Source organism: Enterococcus sp. BWT-B8, from assembly GCF_020567625.1.
Taxonomy (GTDB): Bacteria; Bacillota; Bacilli; order Lactobacillales; family Enterococcaceae; genus Enterococcus_L.
Genome location: NZ_JAJDJV010000002.1, coordinates 32,341 through 56,702, shown reverse-complemented (window position 1 = coordinate 56,702; position 24,362 = coordinate 32,341). Strand labels below are relative to the sequence as shown.

Annotated in this window: 16 protein-coding genes, 1 pseudogene and 1 CRISPR repeat array; of the genes and pseudogenes, 15 read left to right on the top strand and 2 right to left on the bottom strand. The window is 37.7% G+C overall.

The window, feature by feature from the left end:
* The first annotated feature begins 17 nt into the window (after positions 1-17).
* The 10 genes from LI951_RS03665 to cas2 all read left to right on the top strand — a co-directional run bounded on the left by LI951_RS03665 (position 18) and on the right by cas2 (position 11,056).
* Positions 18-845 (top strand): Cof-type HAD-IIB family hydrolase, encoded by an 828-nt coding sequence (locus LI951_RS03665; protein ID WP_229441313.1) that lies wholly within the window; start codon positions 18-20, stop codon positions 843-845.
* Positions 845-2,026, top strand: a complete 1,182-nt coding sequence (ftsY, locus tag LI951_RS03660) for a signal recognition particle-docking protein FtsY (protein ID WP_229441312.1) — start codon at positions 845-847, stop codon at positions 2,024-2,026. Before LI951_RS03665 ends, ftsY begins: the two co-directional genes overlap by 1 nt.
* A 934-nt stretch (positions 2,027-2,960) precedes the next feature.
* Positions 2,961-3,683, top strand: a complete 723-nt coding sequence (gene cas6 / locus LI951_RS03655) for a CRISPR-associated endoribonuclease Cas6 (RefSeq protein WP_229441311.1) — start codon at positions 2,961-2,963, stop codon at positions 3,681-3,683.
* Positions 3,684-3,699: 16 nt separating this feature from the next.
* Positions 3,700-5,388 (top strand): type I-B CRISPR-associated protein Cas8b1/Cst1, encoded by a 1,689-nt coding sequence (gene cas8a1 / locus LI951_RS03650; RefSeq protein WP_229441310.1) that lies wholly within the window; start codon positions 3,700-3,702, stop codon positions 5,386-5,388.
* Positions 5,388-6,260 carry a type I-B CRISPR-associated protein Cas7/Cst2/DevR gene (cas7i, locus tag LI951_RS03645; protein WP_229441309.1) on the top strand — a complete coding sequence of 291 codons (873 nt, stop codon included), beginning with the start codon at positions 5,388-5,390 and terminating at the stop codon, positions 6,258-6,260. Before cas8a1 ends, cas7i begins: the two co-directional genes overlap by 1 nt.
* Positions 6,247-7,029, top strand: a complete 783-nt coding sequence (cas5, locus tag LI951_RS03640; protein WP_229441308.1) for a CRISPR-associated protein Cas5 — start codon at positions 6,247-6,249, stop codon at positions 7,027-7,029. Before cas7i ends, cas5 begins: the two co-directional genes overlap by 14 nt.
* Before the next feature lie 11 nt (positions 7,030-7,040).
* Complete coding sequence (gene cas3, locus LI951_RS03635; protein WP_229441307.1) at positions 7,041-9,254, top strand: CRISPR-associated helicase Cas3'; 2,214 nt, start codon at positions 7,041-7,043, stop codon at positions 9,252-9,254.
* A 17-nt stretch (positions 9,255-9,271) separates the two neighbouring features.
* Positions 9,272-9,760 carry a CRISPR-associated protein Cas4 gene (cas4, locus tag LI951_RS03630; RefSeq protein ID WP_229441306.1) on the top strand — a complete coding sequence of 163 codons (489 nt, stop codon included), beginning with the start codon at positions 9,272-9,274 and terminating at the stop codon, positions 9,758-9,760.
* Positions 9,761-9,781: 21 nt separating this feature from the next.
* Complete coding sequence (gene cas1b, locus LI951_RS03625; protein ID WP_229441305.1) at positions 9,782-10,774, top strand: type I-B CRISPR-associated endonuclease Cas1b; 993 nt, start codon at positions 9,782-9,784, stop codon at positions 10,772-10,774.
* A 3-nt stretch (positions 10,775-10,777) separates the two neighbouring features.
* Complete coding sequence (gene cas2 / locus LI951_RS03620) at positions 10,778-11,056, top strand: CRISPR-associated endonuclease Cas2 (RefSeq protein ID WP_229441304.1); 279 nt, start codon at positions 10,778-10,780, stop codon at positions 11,054-11,056.
* A 183-nt stretch (positions 11,057-11,239) separates the two neighbouring features.
* Positions 11,240-12,570: a CRISPR direct-repeat array (repeat unit 30 nt; unit sequence CTTTTAATCTAAACAGACTGTAATGTGAAT).
* A gap of 545 nt (positions 12,571-13,115) precedes the next feature.
* Here the strand turns inward: cas2 and treP are convergent.
* On the bottom strand, positions 13,116-15,113 hold the full coding sequence (gene treP / locus LI951_RS03615; protein ID WP_202065377.1) for a PTS system trehalose-specific EIIBC component: 1,998 nt from the start codon (positions 15,111-15,113) through the stop codon (positions 13,116-13,118).
* A 326-nt stretch (positions 15,114-15,439) separates the two neighbouring features.
* Here treP and LI951_RS03610 point away from each other — a divergent pair, with 326 nt between their 5' ends.
* The 4 genes from LI951_RS03610 to gshAB all read left to right on the top strand — a co-directional run bounded on the left by LI951_RS03610 (position 15,440) and on the right by gshAB (position 22,632).
* Entirely contained in the window at positions 15,440-18,115 is a 2,676-nt protein-coding gene (locus LI951_RS03610; RefSeq protein ID WP_229441303.1) for a glycoside hydrolase family 65 protein, read from the top strand.
* Positions 18,112-18,762 (top strand): beta-phosphoglucomutase, encoded by a 651-nt coding sequence (pgmB, locus tag LI951_RS03605; RefSeq protein ID WP_229441302.1) that lies wholly within the window; start codon positions 18,112-18,114, stop codon positions 18,760-18,762. The genes LI951_RS03610 and pgmB overlap by 4 nt, the downstream gene beginning before the upstream one ends.
* Positions 18,763-18,957: 195 nt before the next feature.
* Positions 18,958-19,671, top strand: coding sequence for a trehalose operon repressor (gene treR / locus LI951_RS03600; protein WP_202065364.1), 714 nt, complete (start codon positions 18,958-18,960; stop codon positions 19,669-19,671).
* 690 nt (positions 19,672-20,361) lie between these two features.
* On the top strand, positions 20,362-22,632 hold the full coding sequence (gshAB, locus tag LI951_RS03595; RefSeq protein WP_202065362.1) for a bifunctional glutamate--cysteine ligase GshA/glutathione synthetase GshB: 2,271 nt from the start codon (positions 20,362-20,364) through the stop codon (positions 22,630-22,632).
* Positions 22,633-22,807: 175 nt separating this feature from the next.
* Here gshAB and LI951_RS15355 read toward each other — a convergent pair.
* Positions 22,808-23,199 (bottom strand): annotated as a pseudogene (locus LI951_RS15355) (transposase); the annotation flags it as partial.
* 353 nt (positions 23,200-23,552) lie between these two features.
* Between LI951_RS15355 and LI951_RS03590 the strand changes: the two are divergent.
* On the top strand, positions 23,553-24,359 hold the full coding sequence (locus tag LI951_RS03590) for a carbonic anhydrase (protein ID WP_229441301.1): 807 nt from the start codon (positions 23,553-23,555) through the stop codon (positions 24,357-24,359).
* Positions 24,360-24,362 lie beyond the last annotated feature (3 nt).

The following is a 24,362-nucleotide window of genomic DNA, read 5'->3' as shown; positions in this document are numbered from 1 at the left end:
ATTATAGGAGGAGCGAAATGATAAAATTAATTGCCATAGATTTGGATGGAACCTTGCTGGACAGTCAAAAGCAAATTAGCAAGGAAGATCAGCGTGTACTGAGGCAGGCAAAAAAAGAAGGAATCAAAGTAGTTATTTGTACAGGTCGACCATTAGCTGCAATTCAAGGATACTTGGATGAATTGGATTTGAAAGAACCGGGAGATTATAGTATTACGTTTAATGGCGGATTAGTGCAGAAGAATGATACAGGTGAAATTATTGAAAAAGCACTGATGCCTGTTGAACATATTCATGAACTCTTTGGATTGGCGTCTTCTCTGGATGTACCTATGGATATTTTATCAGAGGGAACGGTGCTGCAGCTGCCGACTTCTCAAAATTATTTATCAATCTATGGACAGCTGAATAATCTTTTAACCTTTAAACGCGCGCAGTTGAATCATTTGTCTGTAGACCAAATTTATAATAAGGCAGTGGTAGCGATTGATGCGGACTATTTAGATGAACAGATAAAGAAGATACCTGCGGATTTTTATGAACGCTATGAGATTATTAAAACACGCAGCAATCTTTTGGAATTCATGCCTAAGGGAATTACAAAAGCTTACGGAATTTCCCTGTTGGCCAAAGACTTGGGCATCAGTCAGGAAGAAGTAATGGGCATCGGTGACGAAGAAAATGATCTGCCGATGATTCAATATGCCGGCATTGGTGTAGCCATGGCCAATGCTGTTCCCCTGGTTAAAGCAGCAGCAGATGTCGTGACAAAAAATAATGATCAAAATGGTGTTGCCCATGCGGTAACAGAGTACGCACTGAAATCTTTGAAAGGGGCAAACTGATGGGATTTTTTGATAAGATAAAAAAGGCCTTTAGGGCAGATAAGGAAGCAGGAAAAGAAGAACTGCTGAATGAAGAACTTCCAACAGAAGAAAATGAATCTGAAAAGCTGGAAGGGCAGGACAACGAACAGCCGCAGGAAGAACTGAGTGCTGTAGATAATGAATCAGACGAGACATCAGCTGAAGATATTAAAATAGGTGAAGTTATTGAATCATCTGAAAATGAACTTGAAGAAGAGATTCAGACGCAACAAAAATACGAAAAAGGGCTGGAAAAAACCAGAAAAACTTTCTCACAGCGTTTCAATGAATTGATGGCCAACTTCCGAAGTGTAGATGAAGACTTTTTTGAAGAGCTGGAAGAAACATTGATTGGCGCTGATGTCGGCTTTGAAACAGCTATCAAAATCACGGAAGAGTTGAGACAGGAAGTGAAGCTGCGCAATGCCAAGAAAACAGCAGAAGTTCAAAATACCATCATTGAAAAAATGGTTAACTTGTACGAAGCAGAAGGAGTGGATGAAAATAATTCACTGAATATTCAGCCTGACGGACTGACAATCATGCTTTTCGTAGGCGTAAACGGTGTTGGAAAGACGACCAGTATTGGTAAGCTCGCACATGAGTTCAAACAAAATGGGAAGAAAGTGATGCTGGCAGCGGCAGATACGTTTAGAGCTGGAGCGATTGATCAGCTCGTTGTGTGGGGAGACCGTGCGGGAGTTGAAGTGGTTCGCGGCAATGCTGGAGGAGACCCGGCAGCAGTGGTATTTGATGCTGTTGAACGGGCAAAAATAGAACAGGCAGATATTTTGCTGGTAGACACTGCCGGACGTCTGCAGAATAAAGTAAATCTGATGAATGAACTGGAAAAAATCAAACGGGTAATTCAACGGGAAATTCCTGATGCGCCACATGAAGTTTTGCTGGTAGTGGATGCGACAACCGGACAAAACGCTATGTCACAGGCAAAACAATTTAAAGAAACCACAGATGTGACAGGACTGGTATTGACAAAGCTGGATGGAACAGCCAAGGGCGGAATTGTCCTGGCTATTCGGAATGAACTCCATTTGCCTGTGAAATTAGTTGGTCTGGGGGAAGGAATCAAGGACCTTGAACCATTCGATGCAAACGACTTTGCACTTGGATTGTTTAAAGGGCTGTTGAAGGAAGAGTAGAAAATAAAAGCGGCTAGAATGAAAATCCAGCTGCTTTTTTTATATCTGACATTAATGGCGGAGCTGCTAAATCATAAAACTTACTTTTAATTTGAAAATGGAAAAAGTAGGAGGTGGACAGCAAAGCTGCTATAAATCCTTTTGTATCAACGGTTAAATTAGCACGGCTTTTAATCTAAACAGACTGTAGCGTGAATAACCATAGGTGAAGTATTTGTACTTCCTACTCGGAAATTTAAACTAACCGAACTAAACTATAGATTCAGTTGGTTTGCCAGATAGCAGAAACTTAATCTGAAAAATACATTATTGAAGTTATCACGTTTAGTAAGTTAATTTTTTCTATAAAAACAAATTAGTTGTCTCTTTTGCGGACTTTTTAACAGAAAATTAGATTGTTATGAAAAATGATATACTGGTTTTTAGTGTAAATTAATGATAAAATAATCAGAGTTAATTTAAGCAATATGTAATGTAAATATACTAATTAATTGTTTTTAAAGTGTAATTTAATCTAAGCAATGTGTATTTAAAAAGGCCTATGTATCTTGATTTTTTCAGGATGCATAGATCTTTTTTTATTTTTTGTAATAAAACATTTACTTCAAAGAGGTTATAGTGTATAATTTTTTGTATGATATCCATGTTATTTAGAAACATTAATCAGTATGGGTGTTTGATTTTTTTAAGGAGGCGAATTATTTGAGATTCAAGTATGTGAATAAGAAAAAGCATATTGAAATTGAACTGTTCTTAAGTCTAGCTACTTTACTTCAATTTATTATGCTTTAAAAAAATTAGGTTCTGTGTAACATAGGAGAATATAAGAATACTACTATTGCCGTAGTAGTATTCTCTACTCTTACGGTTATTGTATCTAATTATTCACTACTTGTATATATTAAATTTTATTTTTAGTGAAGGAGGAGTTTATTTGCGTTTTAAAGTTATCTGCAATGTTTCGGGTCAGTCAATACCCATAGACTACCATCGGAAAGTGATTTCCATGTTAAAACAGGGGTTTCAACAATCTGCACTGGAAAAGTACAAAGAGTTGTTTGAGAATAATACATTAAAGGAATATACGTTTTCAGTCTATTTTGGACAAGCTGATTTTACCAGTAAGGAAATTTTTATTAAGAATGATCAGATTATTTTAAATGTTTCAACGGCAAGTGCAGAACTAGGAATGTATTTGTATAATGGGCTGACCAGTTTAAAAAATAAGAATATCCAGTGGTCTGCACAAAGTATTGTCACAGTTCAAAGTATTGTCACAGTTCATCAGCCATTAATTACAGAGGAGAAAGTTTTGTTGAAAACGCTATCTCCAATCGTTGTAAGGAATCATAATCAAGAAACGAATAAAGACTGGTTCTATTCTTTTGAAGCCCCAGAATTTATAGAGGTATTAAAACGAAATATGATATTCAAATTGGTTCCTGTTTTGGGTGAGTATATTCGCTATGATATTGAAGCGTTGGAGTTAAAGCCTATCCATATGAAAAAGACGGTTGTGCGTTTTTATGAACGGCAAATGGAATGTTCAATCGGACAGTTCAGTTTAAGCGGGAAGCCGCATTTATTGAATTATTTAATGCAATCTGGGCTTGGATCCCTTACCGGTAGCGGCTTTGGTATGTGTGAGGTTATTTGAAGATGGGAGTGGGAAAATGACACAAGAAACCATACAGAAAATTCGTGTTCCTTTAAATGACTGGCAAATAAACAGTGGTATCGTCGGATTTCTAAATATTTTGGGGAATGCGGAAAAACTGGATAAAGTTGATTTCTCGGCACAGGAAATCCGATTTGACCCAGCTATATTGGAAGGCTTTGAAAACGACTATTTCAATTATTTTATTCGGTTATATGAAAAGACTACATCATGGTATAAGATCACATCATTTAAGGAAAAAATAGAAAAATATGAAGCTGAGGATTTCCAAAGTTTTGATGAAAAAGCCTTAGAGGATTTAAATGAGTATATCACTAAAATAGCCAAATACTACATTAAAGCGAACAGTTATAAATCTGTCTATCCGTTGGTTGCGAATGAAACAGATATAGAAACAATAGGTAAAGAGTTGAAAACTATTTCTAAATTAAAAGCTAAAGAAACATTTGAAGCTAGAAGAGGCGAGCTTATAGCCGAAGTGAAGGAACGGTTTCAAGTGATTAAAGCGATTATTGCCTACTTTGAAGATGAGGAAGTAAAACGGCATATCTGTGCAAAAAATGTTTTATACACGGTTATCCGAAATGGTTGGGACGGTGTTTCTGCATTGAATCCGCAAACGAAGGAAAAAGATGTGTATAAAGATTTTTATGCCTATTATGTCGCACCATGCATAGAGTATCTTGAAGCAGAAAAAGGAAAATATAAATTTTCCTGTTCTACGTGCAATGAGCCAATAAAAAATATGGATAATACTTTTAGCTTTTTAGTAGCCACTGGTTTCGACACGAAACGAAAGAACTCTCATGCTTGGAATCATTTAAATGATTTAGCGTTATGTCCTATTTGTAAATTGATCTATGCATGTGTTCCGGCTGGATTTCTCTATGTGTACAGTCAAGGGATATTTGTAAATGCAAACGCTTCTGTAGATGAGCTGCAAAGAATAAGGGAACAATTGGAGATTGAAATGTTCCAATTAAATGAAATAGGACAACGGGAAGTAAATGTGTATGTTGCGTTGATTCGAACCCTGAATGAAGAAAAAAATCGATTGGTGAACCATGAATTAGCAGATATACAAGTGGTTCGCTTTGAAAATGAAAGCTATCGCTTTACTTTACTGCCAAAGCGGATACTTCAGGTGTTAGCTGTTTCACGAAATCATTTGAATGCCTTAATCAAAACGGGGTTTAAAGAAGGCAATGTGCAAGTTAATCTCTACCAAACGGTATTGCAAAAGCTGTTTAACAGTGAAAATCTGTTTACGTTCATTCATAAATTATTGTTATACAAAGCAACCCATGTATTGACTCTCTATTATGGTGTCGTTCATGTTGAAAAAATAATTCAAATCAATCAGGAATTTTTAGGAGGGGTTAAACCGATGGAAAAGCTCAGTCAGGATGAGTTAGGAAAAATCAGAGGTGCCGGCTGGCATTTCAAGCAAGCTTATAAAAACAGTAGGAAAGTTGATGGGATTGTGTATAAGTTGCTCAATGCCTTAAAAATCAATAACCGTGATGGATTTATGGATATATTATTAAATTGCTATTCTTATCAAGGTAGACAGGTACCAAAGTGGTTTATTCAAATATTTGAAGATGAGGAAACCTTTAAAACAATCGGTTATAGCTTTGTCGCAGGGATTATTGGAGAAGAATATAAAGGAGAGAATGAATAATGAAGGCAAAAGGACTGACAATGACAATTATTTTTCAGGCAGAAAGTGCAAACTATGGAGAAAGCTTGGGAAATATTGCTTCACTAAAGAAAATTTCCAGAGATACGGGCGAGCAGTATACGTATATTTCAAGACAGGCATTACGATATAATATTATTGAGCAGCTGGGCGAGCCAGAAGCAACTGTAAGCGCAGAGGGCAGTGGAGACAAAAAGGTAATCCAATTTAAAAATGATACAACAATCCGAGAATTTCCGGAGCTAGACTTCTTTGGTTATTTAAAAACAGAGAAGGGAACCGGTGGGAAGAAACGCTCTGCTAAGGTTCGTTTATCAAATGCAATTTCTTTGGAAACATACAAAGGAGATACTGATTTTTTGACAAATAAAGGATTGGCAGATCGCTTGGAAGAAAACATGAACATTGCACAGTCTGAAATCCATCGTTCTTACTACCGCTATACAATAGCAGTTGATTTGGATCAAATCGGTGTGGATACAGTGGACAGTATTGAGATAGATGCGGGAGAAAAAGCCCGTAGAATTCATAAATTACTAGACACAGTTGCTTTCTTATATCGAGATATTCGCGGTCGACGTGAAGATTTAAAACCATTGTTTGTTATCGGTGGTGTTTATGACATCAAAAATCCTGTGTTTGAAAATGTTGTAGATGTGAAGGAAAATAAAATTTTGGTGAACAAGATCAAAGGTGTCCTGTATCCAAATATCAAAGAAGAAACGAAATGTGGTCTGGTAGAAGAACAATTTGACAATGACAATGAGATTAAATCAGATTTAAGTGCAGGAACAATGCCGGAATTCTTTGAAGCCTTGAAATCGGAAGTGACCAGCTATTATGAAAGCAATTAAACTAAAACTATACCAAAATATGGTGAACTACAAGAAAGCGACTAGTTTCCAGTTGAAAGAAACTTATCCATTACCACCATATAGTACAGTCATTGGGATGGTTCATTCTCTTTGCGGCTTTACTGAATATCAGCCAATGGATATTAGCATTCAGGGGAAATATTTTTCAAAAGTGAATGATTTATATACTCGCTATGAATTTAACAATGGGATGAAATATGATAAAGCCCGTCATCAAATCCAAGTGGGTGATTATGGTGTAGGTCAGGGGATTGCAACAGCAGAATTGTTGGTAGATGTAGAGATGGTTATTCATATAATACCTGAAGATCAAACATTAATCGAGCAAATTGAGCAGGCATTTCTGTTCCCAAAAGAATATCCAAGTTTGGGAAGACGAGAAGATTTGTTAGTAATCGATAGGGTAAAAGTTGTGAATATACAGGAAGAAAAATTAAGTAAAAGATGGACACTTCCGAATGATTATGCGGCGTATGTTCCAGTTTCTTGGATTGAAGAAAAGAAAACAAGTGAGAAGGTAAAGAAAATTGCTGGTGTTCAGCTAAAGGGAACGCGATATTTTCTGACTAAAGATTATGAGTTGTTTAATCATGGTACACTCAAATCACCTAAAGTATTTCGTCGATGGAAAGCTAAAAAAGAAGTAATTTATATGTCAGATGTCTCTCTCTGGAAAAAATCAACAATTACAATTGATGACGATGTAGAGGATGATGTTAATAACAGACATGTTGTATTTGCCAACTAGGAGGAAAGTGAATGAATAACTATTTGGCAAAATCAGATGGAGAAACAATTATAGAACATACTTTGGAGTTGCTGCAAAATTTGAAAAAGCTGCAACAATTATATCCTACTATTCATGTTGATTGGAAATTACTTGAAATTGCTTGTTTGTACCATGATTTGGGGAAAATGAATGCCAAATTTCAAGAAAAAGTCAAAAAGAATCGTTCGACAATTAACGGAGAAGTACCTCACGGACTGTTAAGCGCTAGTCTGCTTCCCGAAGATAGACTGGAGGAGAATTATCCGGTATCAGATATTCAGGCCCTTGCCTATGCTGTGGCTTACCATCATGAAAGAGATTTTTCCAAGATTACGGATGAGCAATATGAAGATGAAGTTGAAGCCTTGGAAGATGAAGTGGTGGAATTTCCATTTCATCTTCTGAAGTTGGAAAAGTATGTCCCAGAAGAATTGAGAGAAGAGTATTTTGAATTGGGCGCACGTCTTACTGCTGCATATGATGCGGAAGCCTATCCGAAATATGTCATGCTTAAAGGTCTACTCAATCGAATCGATCATGCAGCAAGTGCGCATGAACAGGTTGAATACCCGAATGATTTTTTAGAAGAGAGTATGGCTAAATTAGGCTACACTTGGAACCCTTTACAAGAGTATATGCTGAAGCATCAAGAGGAAAATGTTGTTGTCATCGCACAAACTGGTATGGGGAAAACAGAAGCTGGTTTGTTGTGGCTGGGAAATAACAAAGGTTTTTTTACGTTGCCTTTGCGAGCAGCAATCAATGCGATCTATGATAGAGTTTATAAAGGTATCGTAAACGAGGAACAGACTAAGCGAATTGGCTTGCTTCATGCCGAAACATTCAATCAATATTTAAGCTTAGATGAAGAAGAATTAGAGATTGGAATTGGAGAATATGAAAACCGTACAAAACAGTGGGCATTACCGTTGACAATTTGCACAATGGATCAGGTATTTGATTTTGTTTACCGATATGGGGGGTATGAACAGAAACTGGCAACATTATCTTATTCAAAAGTGATTATCGATGAAATTCAAATGTATTCTGCTGATTTACTGGCCTATTTAATTAAGGGCTTGAAGTATATTACAGATTATGGTGGGAAATTTGCTATACTAACAGCAACATTACCGCCATTTATTGTTGATTTACTGAAGGAGAACGATATTGTATTTGAGCTGCCGGAAAAACCATTTATTGATGAAAAATTGCCTTTGCGGCATTCGATTGAAGTCATTCATGATGAAATTACTGTTAATCCAATCCTTTCAAAGTATTCTCAAAATAGAGTATTGGTCATCTGCAACACGATAAAACGAGCAAAAGAAATTTATCAACAGCTGCAGGAGGAGTTGAGCTCTGAGGAAGTTCATCTTCTTCACAGTCAGTTTATAAAACAGGATCGAAGGAATAAAGAAGAGCAGATTTTTAAATTTGGGCAAGTTCCTGATAAGGCAGAAAAGAAAGCTGGAATTTGGGTGGCAACTCAAGTGGTTGAAGCATCACTGGATATTGATTTTGATATTTTACTAACAGAATTGACTGATTTGAACGGACTTTTTCAGCGAATGGGACGCTGTTATCGTAAACGATCATTAGACAACAGCGGTACAAATGTTTTTGTATTTGATGAAAAATGTTCAGGAGTTGGATTCGTTGTCGACAAGAAACTTCATGAACTTTCAAAAGAAGCGTTGAGCGATGCTTATGGTCCTTTATCTGAGGAACAAAAAATGCAGAGGATAAAAGAAACCTACACCACTGAGAGAGTTGCATCATCAGAGTATTATACAAATACAAAAAATTATATAAAGTATTTGGATGTTCTTTATGAAGGTGAAAAGAGTAAGTTAAAAGTCAGAAAAATATTCCGTAATATTCATAATACCAGTGTAATTCCTCAGTCTGTCTATAAAGAAAATCAAGAAAAAATTGATAATTTAGTCGCACTTTTACAGCAGAAAAATAAAAAAGAGACAACAAAAAAAGAGCGAGAACATTTAAAAGCAGCTAAGAAAAAGGCTTGGGCAAAATTGAGTGCTTTTAAAGTGGACTTGCCTGATTATGTTTTAGAATGGAAGATGTTTGCTGCTCCACTTGAAGTCAGCAGATACGAGTCTATTCCAATACTTAAATGCAAGTATGATAAAGAAATTGGTGTAACATTAATTAAGCCGGAAAAAGAAGACTGTTTCTTTTAAGACTAGGGAGGGTCGTTATGAAAATAACAGGTACAATGTTCTCCTATTACTATATCTGTCAGAGAAAACTGTGGCTGTTTGCTAACCATATCCAGTTTGAATCAGAAAATGAAAATGTTCAACTTGGAAAAATATTAGACCAAACCAGCTACTCCAGAGAGGAAAAGCATATTTTAATTGATGAAACAATTCAAGTGGACTTTATTCAAAACTGGCAGATACTTCATGAAGTAAAAAAGAGTACCGCCATGGAAGAAGCTGCTGAATGGCAGGTGAAATACTATCTTTACTATTTAGAACAAAAGGGTGTAGAAATTGAAAAAGGAGTTTTAGATTACCCAAAACTAAAAATCCGTAAAGACGTTTTTCTAACAGAAGAGGATAGAAAAGAAATACCTGAGATTCTTTGCAGTATTCATGAAATTGCTGAATCGTCTATACCGGCTCCTTTGTCTGGAAATAGAATATGTAAAAAGTGTGCGTACTATGAATATTGCTTTATATGAAAAGACAGAGAGGAGTAAGCTATGCCAGAAAGCTATTTTCTATTTTCAAGTGGAAACTTAAGACGCAAGGATAATGTAGTCCGATTAACTGCGGAAGATCAGCGATTCAAGGATATAAAAATAGAAACAACCAGAGATATCTATTTATTCGGAGAAGTGAATACAAATACGAAGTGTTTGAACTATTTGTCAGAGAAGAAAATCCCGGTACATTTATTTAACTACTATGGATATTATACGGGAACCTTCTATCCGAGAGAACAGCATGTTTCCGGAAACTTACTGATCCAGCAAGTAACCCATTACACGGACGAAGAAAAACGATTGCTGATTGCTCAAAAAATCATTGAGGCAGCAAGTCATAATATCCTTAGAAATTTACGCTATTACCTACAACGAGGGAAAGAGCTGGGAGATTATATTGATGAGATAAAATCTTTGCAAAGACAAATTTCTCAAACTCTGAAAGTAGAAGAATTAATGGGAATTGAAGGAAATATACGCAAAGTTTATTATTCAAGCTGGCCAATCATTATTAACCAGAAGATTGAATTTGAAAAGCGAGTAAAGAGACCACCGGATAATATGATTAATGCATTGATTTCTTACGGAAATACATTTATGTATACTGTTTGTTTGAGTGAACTGTATGTTACACAGCTGAATCCAACAATCAGCTATTTGCATAGTGCTGGTAATCGAAGATTTTCTTTGTCATTGGATACTGCGGAAGTCTTCAAGCCGCTGTTGGTTGATCGGCTGATATTTTCTCTACTGAATAAAAATATGATTACTGAGAAAGATTTTGATAAAGAATCAAATTTCTGTTATATGAAGCCTGCAGGGCAGCAAAAGTTTCTCAGAGCCTTTCAAGATCGACTGGAAGAGACGGTTAAGCATCGCTCACTTGGAAGAAATGTCAGTTATCGCCGCCTTGTGCGATTAGAAGGCTATAAACTGATTAAGCATTTGATGGGAGAAAAAGAATACGAAGGGTTTAAAATCTGGTGGTAATTTATGTATGTAATCTTAATTTACGATATTCCGCTTGAAGAAAAAGGGTCAAGGGTATCACGCAATGTATTTAAAATTTGTAAGAAGTACTTATCACATGTACAAAAATCTGTTTTTGAAGGAGAGCTTAGCTTAGGCTTGTTAAAGCAGCTGGAAGCGGAATTGTCAGAATGGATTCGAGAAGACATGGATTCAATTATTGTATTCAAGAGTCGAAATAAGCGATGGCTGGAAAAAGATTTTTGGGGAGTAGAGGATGATCGAACATCAAATTTTTTCTAAATTTCATATCTGTCGACCGTCAATAATGCACAAAACACGGGAGATCGACAGACGTTGAAAATCCTGTTGCTATTGACTTTTCAATAATTTCTTGTTTAAAATAGAAGAAATAAAGGGGAAAAGTAGGAGGTCGACAGAAAAGCTCCTATAAATCCTTCTATATCAACGGTTAAATTAGCACGGCTTTTAATCTAAACAGACTGTAATGTGAATTAAGGTTGGTGAAGATGTTCGTATGATACGTGGTACTTTTAATCTAAACAGACTGTAATGTGAATTAGATGTCTTCGTCGATACTTTCCTCAGTTATGAGGCTTTTAATCTAAACAGACTGTAATGTGAATGCTTTTATCAGGTAGATACTTTCTGTCTGATAATCCTTTTAATCTAAACAGACTGTAATGTGAATGTCGATACAAGCTTCAAGGGGTTCTCTATCTGTAGACTTTTAATCTAAACAGACTGTAATGTGAATAAAGAAGCGTAAAAAAACGCTAAGAAGAACGAACAACTTTTAATCTAAACAGACTGTAATGTGAATGCTGATGTGTCAGAAGCCTTCTCAGACAGCGACTTCTTTTAATCTAAACAGACTGTAATGTGAATTTACCAAACTTAATTTCTTCAGCTGACTTCAACTCGCTTTTAATCTAAACAGACTGTAATGTGAATATTACTGAATATGGTAATGTGAAAGAATTTGATATGCTTTTAATCTAAACAGACTGTAATGTGAATGTCAATCGGATTCGAAAGAATCAGGTGATCTGTTTGACTTTTAATCTAAACAGACTGTAATGTGAATTTTTATAGAGGTGGTTTAAACTTCTATAATACTAAACTTTTAATCTAAACAGACTGTAATGTGAATGTTCGAAATCTCTGCTTAAATACCAAGAGCATTCTTCTTTTAATCTAAACAGACTGTAATGTGAATGCCGATGTCCCCTAAATAGGATTCCGCTGTCTCGTCTTTTAATCTAAACAGACTGTAATGTGAATAGAATAGACATCTTTCCAGTCATCGAACCGACTCAACTTTTAATCTAAACAGACTGTAATGTGAATACGTAAACATTTACTAATGCTTCCTGAGTCTTCACTTTTAATCTAAACAGACTGTAATGTGAATCCTTGAAGATTAGATTCTACGGTTGATACTAGATTTCTTTTAATCTAAACAGACTGTAATGTGAATGTTCGATCTCTTGATCGAATAAATCAGCCAAGCTTTCTTTTAATCTAAACAGACTGTAATGTGAATCTGTTAGTAATATTTGAGTTAAATTGCTTTGATCAACTTTTAATCTAAACAGACTGTAATGTGAATCCACAACAGATCAGTGGTAGACAACTTGCAGACTGGCTTTTAATCTAAACAGACTGTAATGTGAATATCAAAGGGTCTTATAAAAAGGCTTTTAATCTAAACAGACTGTAATGTGAATTGTTTTACTATAGAGTCTTTGTACGGGTCATCTTTTCTTTTAATCTAAACAGACTGTAATGTGAATGCTGATTATACCCTATCGATTCTTTTTTAATGCTTCTAGATGAGCTGTCTGCAGCTGAACTTGGAGAGTACGGGGATAAAATTACCTTTACAGGTATTCTCGTAGATGGTTCCAATGAGAAAAATTTCAATACACCTCTATCTTATCCAGTAATTAAACTGTGAGCTTCATTTTCTTTACAGTTATTTTTTGTGATTTAGATCAATAAGAAATTATTGGAAAAGCTGTTTCTTTAGACAGTTCTATAAGCATCGGTATTTCTATTTGCACCTCAAAGCCCCCTGATTACCATGGTATCTATTCGACCGAACAGAGAGATTCTCCCTATTTTCCTGCTTAATTACTACAATGGACAGTGACGGTAAATTTGTTATTCTCTGTGAAGAAGATTTTTCTTTTGTATTGTTACATGCAGTAACAGGTGATTATTCAACAGTTGAAAAGCTTAACAAGTGTAAGAAGTCCTTTTCAAAAGTAGAAAAAAGAGATGGTTCTCTGCTGACCGAGCAAAGAACCACCTCTTTTAATTTTCCCTTTAACAGCAATTATTTAACTGTAACGATGCCAATTTCTGTATTTTCTGAAACAGCGCCCTTTTTAGCCAAAGTGATGCCGGAGACAGCTTCTCTATTTGTCATGACAACAACGATATCTGTTCCTTTTCCAGCTGCTTTAATCTGGTCCCAATCGACGTCAGCCAGCAATGTGTCAGAAGTGACTCTTTGTCCTTCTCTAACGTGTACAGTAAAAGGTTCGCCGTTTAATTCAACTGTATCCAATCCGATGTGAACGAGTACTTCCAGACCGGTATCTGTTAATATTCCGATGGCATGTTTAGTTTCAAAAATAGTTGTAATTGTTCCTGCAACCGGTGCAAATATTTTCCCGTTTACAGGTTTTACTGCAAAGCCGTCACCCATCATTTTTTGTGAAAATACAGGATCATTTACTTCAGTAATAGCAATAACTTCTCCTTCAGCAGGAGAGAACAGTGTTTCTTCTTTCAGTACAGCAGTTGCAGTAGTTTCTGCAGCTGCTAAATCAGCAGCGAAGCTCTGCGGTACATTACCGGCCATAGCCAGTTCATCTACGTATAGTTCACCTGTTTCTTCATCTGCCGGCTCCACTTTATTAAAAATTCCCTGGCGACGGAAGAGAATAGTCAGAAAGAACGGAAGGACAATGGCAATTGCCATAGAAATAATGAATGGCAGCCAATCTTGAACACGGATAGCAAGTATACCCGGAAGCCCTCCGACGCCAATCGCATTTGCCCGAACGCCCATAAGGGTAGCGAACATCCCCGCCAATCCTGAGCCAATCATTGCTGCAACAAATGGATATACGTATTTTAAGTTAATCCCGAACATCGCCGGCTCTGTGACACCAAGGTAACAGGAAATCATAGATGGGATAGAAATTTGCTCTTCTTTTTTATTGCCGCGGTGCAGGAAGATAATTCCCAAAACCGCTGATCCTTGAGCGATATTTGACAATGCGATCATTGGCCAAAGGTTCGTTGACTGGAAGTCGGCAATCAGCTGTGTATCGATGGCATTACTCATATGGTGAAGTCCTGTAATAACCAAAGGCGCATATAAGAAGCCGAAGACTGCTCCGAACAGCCAGTTAAGGGCAGACGTCAGCCCGGTGTTCACGACATTTGAAATAACGTTACCGATAGCCCAGCCGATGGGTCCCAAGATAACATGGGCTGCCAGAATAGTTGGGACTAAGGCAAAGAGCGGTACGAAAATCATTGAAATAGCTTGCGGGATAACTTTCCGGAAGAAAATTTCCAGATAAGCAAGCATAAATCCTGCCAGCATTGCCGGAATAACCTGTGCCTGATAACCAATCATCTGTACTTGTGCAAAACCAAAGTCCCAAAATGGAATATCGGCAGCAGCAGCACCCGCTACGCCATACGCATTCAAAAGCTGTGGTGAAACCAGTGTAATCCCCAAAACAATTCCCAGTATCTGTGTAGTTCCCATTTTTTTCGCAATACTCCAGGTAATTCCTACAGGAAGAAAATGGAAGATTGCTTCACCGGGAAGCCATAAAAATGAGTTGACACCATTCCAGAATGTGGAAGCTTCAGCAATGGTTTGTCCGCCCAAACCGCTGAATTGAATGCCTTCCAAAACATTTCTGAATCCAAGAATTAATCCCCCAACAATAATTGCTGGAATAATTGGAGTGAAAATCTCAGCTAATACACCTATTGCACGTTGAATCGGATTTAGATTTTGTTTTGCCGCTGCTTTTCCCTGTTCCTTGGAAACACCGTCAATACCTGAAACTGCAGAAAAATCGTTAAAAAATAATGGCACATCGTTTCCAATAATGACTTGAAATTGTCCGGCATTGGTAAACATTCCTTTGACACTTGGAATATTTTCAATTGCTTTTTCATCTGCCAGCGAAGGATCGTTTAAAACGAAACGCATACGAGTGGCACAATGACTGACAGCTGCAATATTTTCTTTCCCGCCAATATCCTTTAATAGCTGTTCAGCATCTGCTGAGTATTTACCCATCAGAAAAACTCCTTCCGTTAACTTGTATACACAAGTTGATTTATTTCGTTTTAATCATAACTGCTTATGCAGGAAAATGCAAGCGTTTTACTTTAAAAGGAATATAGATTTTTTTTTTGGAGGAAATATCCCTTTTCTGTAAGATTTGTGACAGATGAAATAAATAATATTGATAATACTGATATATCAAGGGAAATTGTAGTTGTATAAATGGACTGAAGAGCCTCAAGTACAAAAATAAATAAGATAATAACGCTTGAAAAAGAAAGAATGGAATTGTATAATTGTTGATGAACATGTATAGACAAGTTTCGGAGGGGTATCTTATGAATTATATAGAAATACACAAAGAAAATGAACAGCTGATGGTGTTAGTCGAAGGAAGGCAATTGACATTCTCAGGTCAACTGACGGTAGAAAACGCAGCAAACATTCGTGAAGAATTGAAAGGCGGTATTTTTGATGGGGGTATAATTAATTGGTCTGAAACTGAGTCTTTCATGGAATTTCAAGAAGTAGATAAATTTCGCCTGATATTAGAAGAAACATTGAATAAACCGATTATTTTTGCGTCAGCAGTTAAGGATTCTGTAGAGGCTTCACTGAAAGAGGAAGCAGAATATTGCAGCTGGAATTTAGTCTATCATGATTTTCGTACGGGAAAAGATGAGTATGCTGCCGAATCCTTGTTAACCACTGGAAACGGATTTATTGGGTTAAGGGGCACAGTACCGGAAATGCGAATTACAAAAGATACCTATCCGGCGACATATCTTGCAGGGCTGTATAATACAGCCGAGTCACAGATAGAGGGTCAGATAATTAAAAATGAGGATTTTGTCAATGCGCCAAATCTGCAGTATATTTCGCTGGAAATTGATGGAGAAATAGTGAACTTCACGCAGGAAACAGTGAAATTTTTTAAACGAAGTTTGGATTTGCGAACCGGTTTGTTTGAAGCAGTAAGTATTCTGGAAACCTCTGCCGGAAGTCAGCTAAAAGTCACGGTGAAGCGTGTAGTCAGTATGGCCAATATGCATGAATACAGCTTGTCTTATGAAGTCATGCCCCTTAATTTCAATGGAAAAGTAACAATTACTACTGAAGCAGATGGAACAGTTTTTAACTATAACGTGGCTCGTTACCGCAGCCTGACAAAGCAGCATTTAAAAGTTACTGAGACTGCAGCAGAGGCAATGAGGAGCCGTTTACAGGTAAAAACACTGGAGTCCGCGTTTACAATTGTTCAGGAAGCACAGCTTTTCAGCTCAACAATGGACCTGTCTGAACTGATCTCTGAAACAACGGACGAAAAGGTAATTCAATCAATGTCCGTCGAAATGGTGGAGGGTCAAAAGTACACACTTGAAAAAAGTGTAGCTGTCCATCTTTATAAAAAAGGGGAAGAACAAAAAAGCCATGAGTTTGAGGCTTTCGAAATTCCTGATTTTGAAAGTATGTATAAAGCGTCTTCTAAAGTGTGGAAAGACTATTGGCAGGAAACAGCCATTATGGTTGAAGGGGATATGATGTCTGAAAAAATGCTGCATCTTCACACCTACCATATATTAGTTTCAGGTTCTCCAACAGCTAATCCAACTTTGGATGCTTCAATTACTGCTCGCGGACTGCATGGAGAAGCCTATCGAGGACATATTTTCTGGGATGAACTGTTTATTCTTCCGTTCTATATTATTCATTTTCCGGAAACAGCACAGCAGTTGTTGATGTATCGCTACAATCGTTTGCCTGCCGCCAAAAGCAGTGCTGCCAAAGCCGGTTATCGGGGAGCAATGTTCCCGTGGCAGTCCGGTCTGGATGGAACAGAGCAGTCACAGGAGCTGCATCTAAACCCGATCAGCGGTGAATGGGGAGAAGATCACAGCCGTCTGCAGCGTCATGTATCTTTGGCAATTGCCTATAATGTCTGGCTGTATAATAACAATACTGAAGATAAAGAATTCATGATTCATCATGGTATTGAATTGTTGATGGAAATTGCAAAATTCTGGTTGAGTATTGCAGCGTATAACGACAAAACTGAGCGCTATTCAATTTCTGGAGTGATGGGTCCGGATGAATTCCATGAGGCGTATCCGGGAAGCACTAAGGGTGGATTGACGGATAATGCCTATACTAATATGATGGTCGTTTGGCTGTTTGAAGAAATCGAAGCATTGTATCTGAATTATTCTGCTGATGATTTAGCAACAGCGCAGAAAAAAGCGGAAATGACCAGAGAGGATCTGGCTCAAATGAATCGTATCCGACATGACTTGAATCTGGAAATTAATTCGGAAGGGGTTATTGCTCAATTTGCCGGTTATTTTGATTTGAAAGAAATAGACTGGACTTACTATAAAGAAAAGTATGGAAATATCTATCGAATGGATCGTATTTTAAGTGCGGAAGGATGTTCGGCTGATGAATATAAGGTAGCTAAACAAGCTGATTCGTTGATGATTTTCTATAATTTCCGCAAAGATAAGGTGGATCAGATTTTAGCGGATATGGGCTATCAGCTGCCGGAGGATTATCTTGAGAAGAACTTGAATTATTATCTGGCCAGAACTTCTCATGGCTCAACGTTATCCAGAATAGTGCATTCTCAACTGGCCTCCATTGTTGAGGATAAAGAGCTTGCCTGGAACTTGTATCAGGAGGCGCTGTATTCAGATTATCAGGATATACAGGGTGGAACGACAGCGGAAGGCATTCATGCCGGAGTGATGGCTGCCACATTGTTTATTACACTAACAACTTTTGCCGGGATTGATATTCGTCAAAAGGAAGTTGCAATCCAACCGCAGCTGCCGGAAACATGGGAGAAATTGAAGTTCCGTTTAAATATTCGAGGGGTCCATTATCAACTGGTCATAGATAAAGAGAAGATTCAAATTGAAGCGGATCAGTCGGTAAGAGTCACTATTGAAGGAGAAACTGTTTCTCTGGAAAGTGGGCAATCGCAGCAACTTTTTTATGAAGGAGTCAGTGCCAAATGAGAAGAGGATTCATTTTTGATCTTGACGGGGTCATCACCGATACAGCAAAATACCACTATATAGCCTGGAAGGATTTGGGGGCAACCTTGGGCATTACCATTGACCCAGTATTCAATGAACAGCTGAAGGGAATCAGCAGGATGGACTCACTGGATCGGATTCTAGCTTATGGCGGAAAAGAAACTGTCTATTCCAAAGAAGAGAAAGAGCAGCTGGCGGAAAAGAAAAACAACCACTATGTAGAGTTGTTACAAACGTTATCTCCGGCAGATTTATTGCCGGGAGTGAAGGAGTTTATCAGTCAGGCAAAGGAAAGAAAAATCCCTTGTGCGATTGCTTCAGCTTCGAAAAATGCCCCGGTAATTTTAGAAAAGCTGGGAGTAACCGGATATTTCAGCTATATTGTAGATCCAGATACTCTAAATCGTGGGAAGCCTGATCCGGAGATATTTCTAAAAGCAGCAGCAGCATTAGCTATACAGCCTCAGGAAGCTGTTGGTTTTGAGGATGCTCAGGCAGGCATTGACGGAATCAATGCCGCAGGGATGTATGCGGTGGGTATTGTCGAAAATGAAAAACTTTTAGGCGCTGATCAGCTGGTTTATCGGCTGGATGAATTGGCTATCGATGAGTTGCTGAAGAAATAAGCTGGAGCTAATGATTTCAGACCTTTTACAATGACAAGATTTGGAAAATTCTATCATTGTGAAAGGTTTTTCTTTTTAAATTATTTGGGAAATATTTTTTGAAACGGCTCTCATAGCTGTAATAAAAGGATATACAAGGGTTGCAGTTTAATTTCAGAGACATTATAATAACTATCGACGGAGGTAGGAGATAGTATGAATAAGTTTAATGAGATTTTCCTTGATCTGGAAAAGAAAATTTTGGCAGATGAGTATCCTGCACATTCCCTTTTACCAAGTGAGAATCAGTTAATACAAATTTACGGTGTTTCGAGAGAGACGATTCGTAAAGCGTTGAATTTGTTATTGAATGCCGGATATATTCAAAAAAAACAGGGGAAAGGCTCTATTGTTTTGGACTTGAATCGTTTTGATTTTCCGATTGCCGGTCTGACTAGTTATAAAGAGCTGAAAGAAGCACAGCGAATCCCCAGTGAAACGATTGTTCGTGTGTTGGAAGAGGTTCCTGTGACGGAGAAGTTAAATGAAAAAACCGGCTGGCCGGTGGGAGATCCCGTTTGGAAATTGATTCGACAGCGAAAAATTGATGGTGAAGTAGTTATTTTGGATAAGGATTATTTGTTAAAATCTGTGATTCCGGATTTGCCTGAAGACAGAGCGGAAGATTCAATCTATGACTATTTTGAGAATGATCTGTCACTGGATATTTCCTATGCGCAAAAAGAGATCACTGCTGAACCGGTGACACAGGAAATGCAGGAGCTGATGACACTCCATGGCGACAGTCATGTGGTTGTTGTCCGCAGCCTAGTGTATCTGGAAAATACTAATTGTTTTGAGTATACTGAATCTATTCACCGACTGGATAAATTCCGTTTTATAGAATTTGCCCGACGCAGAAAAGGTTAGAATCTGTCTGAAAATTTTAGTGGCGACTCTGTTCAGAAAACTAGATATGGGCTGGTGTATGGATCGAATTAAAACTAAGTGATTCTTCTAATCCAAGAAATGTGAAGCATATCCAATAGTGTTACATATGAGAATGCTGAATATGCGACGAGCATTTGTCAAAAGTGCAGGAGTAAGTTATGCAAACGAGCCTTAGATATGCGCCACTATAAATTAACAGTGATTGTCATGCATTTAGCATTCTGCTGGATCAAGGGTCAGATGCCGTTTAAAGGTTGAATGTTGACACATTCAAAGCTTGTCGTTCGCATACAGCTATCTCTTTACATATGGAATAAATTTTGACCAATTAATCCCCATCAGAGCTGCGTATACCATCTTACTAGATTATTTATCTTAGTGAGACTGGCAATTCTGCTAACTGACTTTCTACTACAGAAAAATCTTGTATTTACGAGTCTCACACTGCTTAATTCTCGATACAAACGTATTTTCTCAATAATTTTCAGACAGACCCTAGCCAACAAAGAGAGGCGAACTCCGAAACTTTTTTCGGAGTTTTTGTGCTGAATGAGTACAAAGAATTAATTATTTAATTCTATTTAAGGGGTCAGAAAGATTCTCTTTTAGATCAATTTTCTATATAATAGTAAGTAATGTAAAAAGTTATATAGACAGAAAGGCGAAAAGATGAATTTTAAAGAGATACTAAATAAAGACAGCGTTCGTCCTTATGCGCTGACAGCACGTTTTGGCATTGAAAAAGAGAGTCAGAGAGTGACATTGGACGGTCAGCTGGCTCAAACAGATCATCCTTCAGTACTAGGCAATCGTTCCTATCATCCGTATATTCAAACGGATTTCAGTGAAACACAGGTGGAACTGATTACCCCTGTTGCAGATTCGATTACTGAGGTTATGCGTTATCTTGCAGCGATTCATGATGTGACCATTCGTTCGATGAATAGAGAGGAAATGCTGTGGCCAATGAGTATGCCGCCGAAACTTCCGGAAAATGAGCGGGACATCAAAATTGCAAAGCTGGATCAGTATGAAGGGATTCTTTACAGACGCTATTTGGCTAGAGAGTATGGAAAAAGAAAACAAATGGTCAGCGGGATTCACTTTAATTTTGAATATGCAGAAAGCTTAATTTTTCAAATGTATCATGTACAGGAAGAGGCTAAGTCAATTGAAGAGTTTAAAAACATTCTTTATATGAAGGCGTCACGTAATTATCTTCGTTACCGCTGGCTGATTACGTATTTATTTGGTGCCTCGGTTGTTAGTGAGCCGGGGTACTTTACGGCTAAAGAAGAGCATCCCGCAGAGCCGGTAAGAAGTCTGCGTAACAGTTCTTTTGGCTATCGGAATAGGGAGAATGTCCGTGTGTCCTATGAAACGCTGGAAGGGTATATTGATGATATTCAAACGATGGTGGAAAATGGGATTCTGTCCGAAGAGAAGGAGTTTTACGCTCCAGTCCGGTTGAGAGGCGGAAAATCCATGGCAGATTTGCCGCAGACCGGCATTCGTTATATTGAATTGAGGAATATTGATTTAAATCCGTTCGCACCCTTTGGTATCGACGAAGAAATGCTTGAATTTATGCATTTATTTATGCTGTTTTTACTATGGACAGATGAAAAAGAAAGTGCAGATGAATGGGTAGCAACCGGTGAGTTGTTGAATGAACAGGTAGCGCTGGGGCATCCTTTTTCAACAGTGAATATATTGGCTGAGGGTGACAGGCTTTTCTCTGAAATGATTGAAATGGTTACTGAATTAGGAATTTACGGTAAAAAAGAAATGCTGACAACCTATCATGAACAGCTAAGAATGCCTGAAATGACTATTTCAGGTAAAATGTGGACAATCATTGAAGCAAATTCTAACCATGAACTGGGAATTGTTTATGGAAAAGAATACCATTTACTAGCTTTTGAGCGTCCCTATCAGCTTGCCGGGTTCAGAAATATGGAGTTATCCACACAGCTGTTTCTTTTTGATGCAATTCAGAAGGGGCTGGAAATAGATATTCTTGATGAGCAGGAACAGTTCCTGAAATTGAAGCATGGAAAGCATATTGAGTATGTGAAGAATGCGAATATGACCAGTAAAGACAGTTATATTGTTCCCTTGATTATGGAAAATAAAACAGTCACAAAAAAGGTGTTGGAACAGGCTGGCTTTCGTGTGCCAGGCGGGGAGGAGTTTTCTTCAATTGAAGAAGCAGAACGGGCATATTTAAGATATGAGAAGCAGGCATTTGTTGTAAAACCAAAATCGACAAATTATGGGCTTGGGATATCTATCTTTAAAGACGGTGCTTCAGGGAAAGACTATGTGGAAGCCTTGAACATTGCGTTTAAGGAAGACGACTCTGTTCTCGTTGAAGAATTTATGCCGGGAACAGAATATCGATTTTTTGTGTTGGATAATGAAGTAAAAGCTATTTTGCTGCGCATTCCTGCTAATGTTGTGGGAGACGGTGTCCGGTCAATAGAAGAGCTGGTTGCAGAAAAGAACCTTCATCCTTTAAGAGGCAGCAACCATCGGGCGCCTTTAGAGCTGATCCAGCTAGGTGAATTGGAGCGGCTGATGCTGAAGGAACAGAATCTGGTGGTGAATGCTGTACCTGAAAAGGGAAGAGTGGTTTATCTGAGAGAAAATTCTAATATCAGTACTGGCGGCGATTCCATTGATGTGACGGATCAGTTTGATGAAAGTTATAAGAAGCTTGCTGTAGAAGCTGTGGCAGCATTAGGGGCTAAAATATGCGGAATTGATTTAATCATTCCCGATAAATCCATTCCGGCTGATAAAAAAAGCAATACTTATGGAATTATCGAAGCTAATTTCAATCCGGCAATGCATATGCATATATACCCTTATTCTGGAGTGGGTCGTCATTTGACAATGGATGTGTTGAAATTATTGTATCCAGAGTTGTTTGAGTGAATAAGTCAACCTCAAAAAAACAGAAATCTGTTTAAATAGGTCTTCAGTAAAATAGAAGGAGGTCGGTACAAACACTCATGAGGGCTAACGCCCTCACCAAACAGAATGAAAAGAAAAAAACGATCGACCTACACGCTATTTCCTGTCATACTAAAGAGGACAGAAGAGCTTGTAGGTCGATTTTTTTGAATCGCTTCATTATTTGAATTCTGTGTTGTAGCCCCATGTGTTGGCTGATATGAAAGCGACCAGCGACAATGGAAGCATTAGGAAACAGCTCCTTTACTAACGTACGATAGGGACTGTAAAAATCAGTAATGACTAAACAAACGTGTGCATGCTCTTTCCTAGAATAACGGGAAAAGTAAGTGCGTAATGAAAGCAATCCTTACAGAAAAAGCGCTGCTTTTTAAGAGAGAGCAGGGTTTTGCAGTTACTGGCATCATTGAGTAAGAGAGTGACTTTTTTTCAGCCCCATTTGATAATGGTCTGCTTGTTCTTCGCTTGACAGTGAGAGCAGCACTGATGTCGGTAAGTTACAAAAGTATTGAACTGAAAGCAGAGCTGTCCTTTGATGGAAACTTTTCAAAAATAATTCTCTTCGAAAAAAGGTTAGGGTCTGCAATATTAAGGAAATCTTTGATAGGCTCGGATAGAGACATCTTGAAACACTTCTTTAGGTTGGTTTTGGTTGACTTTAATTCTAACGGATTTCAAGATGTCTTTTCTGTTTTTTTCAAAAAGAAAAAGTACAGTGAATGGGACCTCACCAATACTAGATAGTATAGAGCCTTTTTTTGATGTACTGCAATGTAACGAAGGAGTTTTCTTTTGCTTCTTTTGTCAATTTTTCCTAAAAGAAATAGTTGATAAAATCTAAAAAGTGCTTTATTTTTTTTAAAAAGAGAGTATAGTAAGCAATGGATAATTTACAGAAAGAAGATGAAATGATGAAGAAAAAGATTTTAGCAATGACCGTATTAATTGGAGTGAGTGTTTCTATCACAGGCTGTGGAACAGAAAAAACAACCGCTTCACAATCAGAATCAGGCACTGCAGCTGTTACAGAAAGCAGTGAGAAAAAGGAAGCCGAAGAGCACCTTGACTATGATGATCAGGAAAATTGGGAGTTTACAGCAGGAGATATGCAGTCCCCAATCGATATTCCAAGCAGCAAGGCAGAAGCAATGATGCCGGATAAAGGAACAATTGAGCTGGATTATGGAATAGATATCACCAAAGCAGAGAATAACGGTCACAGTATTCAATTTACTGCTGGTGGTGAAGCAGTGATAAATGGTCGTAATTTTGCTCTGACACAATTTCATTTTCATGCAGAAAGTGAACATACAGTTGACGGAGAGCATTATCCTTTAGAAGCACACTTTGTTAACATTGCCCAAGATGGGCGTATTGCTGTAATTGGCGTGTTCTTTAAAGAAGGAGCTGAAAACAAAGGATTTCAGGAAGCTCTTGACGATGTTAATAATGAAAAAACAGATCCTATCACTGATTTGGAGGATATGATTCCGGCAAATAAAAGCTACTACCATTACCTTGGTTCTTTAACTACTCCGCCATTAAATGAAAATGTAGAATGGTATGTAATGAAGAATCCTGTAGAAGTATCAGCAGAGCAGATTGAATCGTTTAAAAAATTGTATTCTCACAACAATAGAAAAACACAGCCGCTGAATGAACGGGTGATACTTGAATATACAGAATAAATA

Bases quoted from the DNA above. Each gene is read 5' to 3' on its own strand.
- gshAB (WP_202065362.1), top strand. From the start codon at position 20,362: ATGAATTTTAAAGAGATACTAAATAAAGACAGCGTTCGTCCTTATGCG.
- cas1b (WP_229441305.1), top strand. From the start codon at position 9,782: ATGCCAGAAAGCTATTTTCTATTTTCAAGTGGAAACTTAAGACGCAAG.
- cas7i (WP_229441309.1), top strand. From the start codon at position 5,388: ATGAAGGCAAAAGGACTGACAATGACAATTATTTTTCAGGCAGAAAGT.
- LI951_RS03590 (WP_229441301.1), top strand. From the start codon at position 23,553: ATGGATAATTTACAGAAAGAAGATGAAATGATGAAGAAAAAGATTTTA.
- LI951_RS03665 (WP_229441313.1), top strand. From the start codon at position 18: ATGATAAAATTAATTGCCATAGATTTGGATGGAACCTTGCTGGACAGT.
- cas3 (WP_229441307.1), top strand. From the start codon at position 7,041: ATGAATAACTATTTGGCAAAATCAGATGGAGAAACAATTATAGAACAT.
- ftsY (WP_229441312.1), top strand. From the start codon at position 845: ATGGGATTTTTTGATAAGATAAAAAAGGCCTTTAGGGCAGATAAGGAA.
- treR (WP_202065364.1), top strand. From the start codon at position 18,958: ATGAATAAGTTTAATGAGATTTTCCTTGATCTGGAAAAGAAAATTTTG.
- pgmB (WP_229441302.1), top strand. From the start codon at position 18,112: ATGAGAAGAGGATTCATTTTTGATCTTGACGGGGTCATCACCGATACA.
- cas8a1 (WP_229441310.1), top strand. From the start codon at position 3,700: ATGACACAAGAAACCATACAGAAAATTCGTGTTCCTTTAAATGACTGG.
- cas5 (WP_229441308.1), top strand. From the start codon at position 6,247: ATGAAAGCAATTAAACTAAAACTATACCAAAATATGGTGAACTACAAG.
- cas4 (WP_229441306.1), top strand. From the start codon at position 9,272: ATGAAAATAACAGGTACAATGTTCTCCTATTACTATATCTGTCAGAGA.
- treP (WP_202065377.1), bottom strand. From the start codon at position 15,113: ATGGGTAAATACTCAGCAGATGCTGAACAGCTATTAAAGGATATTGGC.
- cas2 (WP_229441304.1), top strand. From the start codon at position 10,778: ATGTATGTAATCTTAATTTACGATATTCCGCTTGAAGAAAAAGGGTCA.
- LI951_RS03610 (WP_229441303.1), top strand. From the start codon at position 15,440: ATGAATTATATAGAAATACACAAAGAAAATGAACAGCTGATGGTGTTA.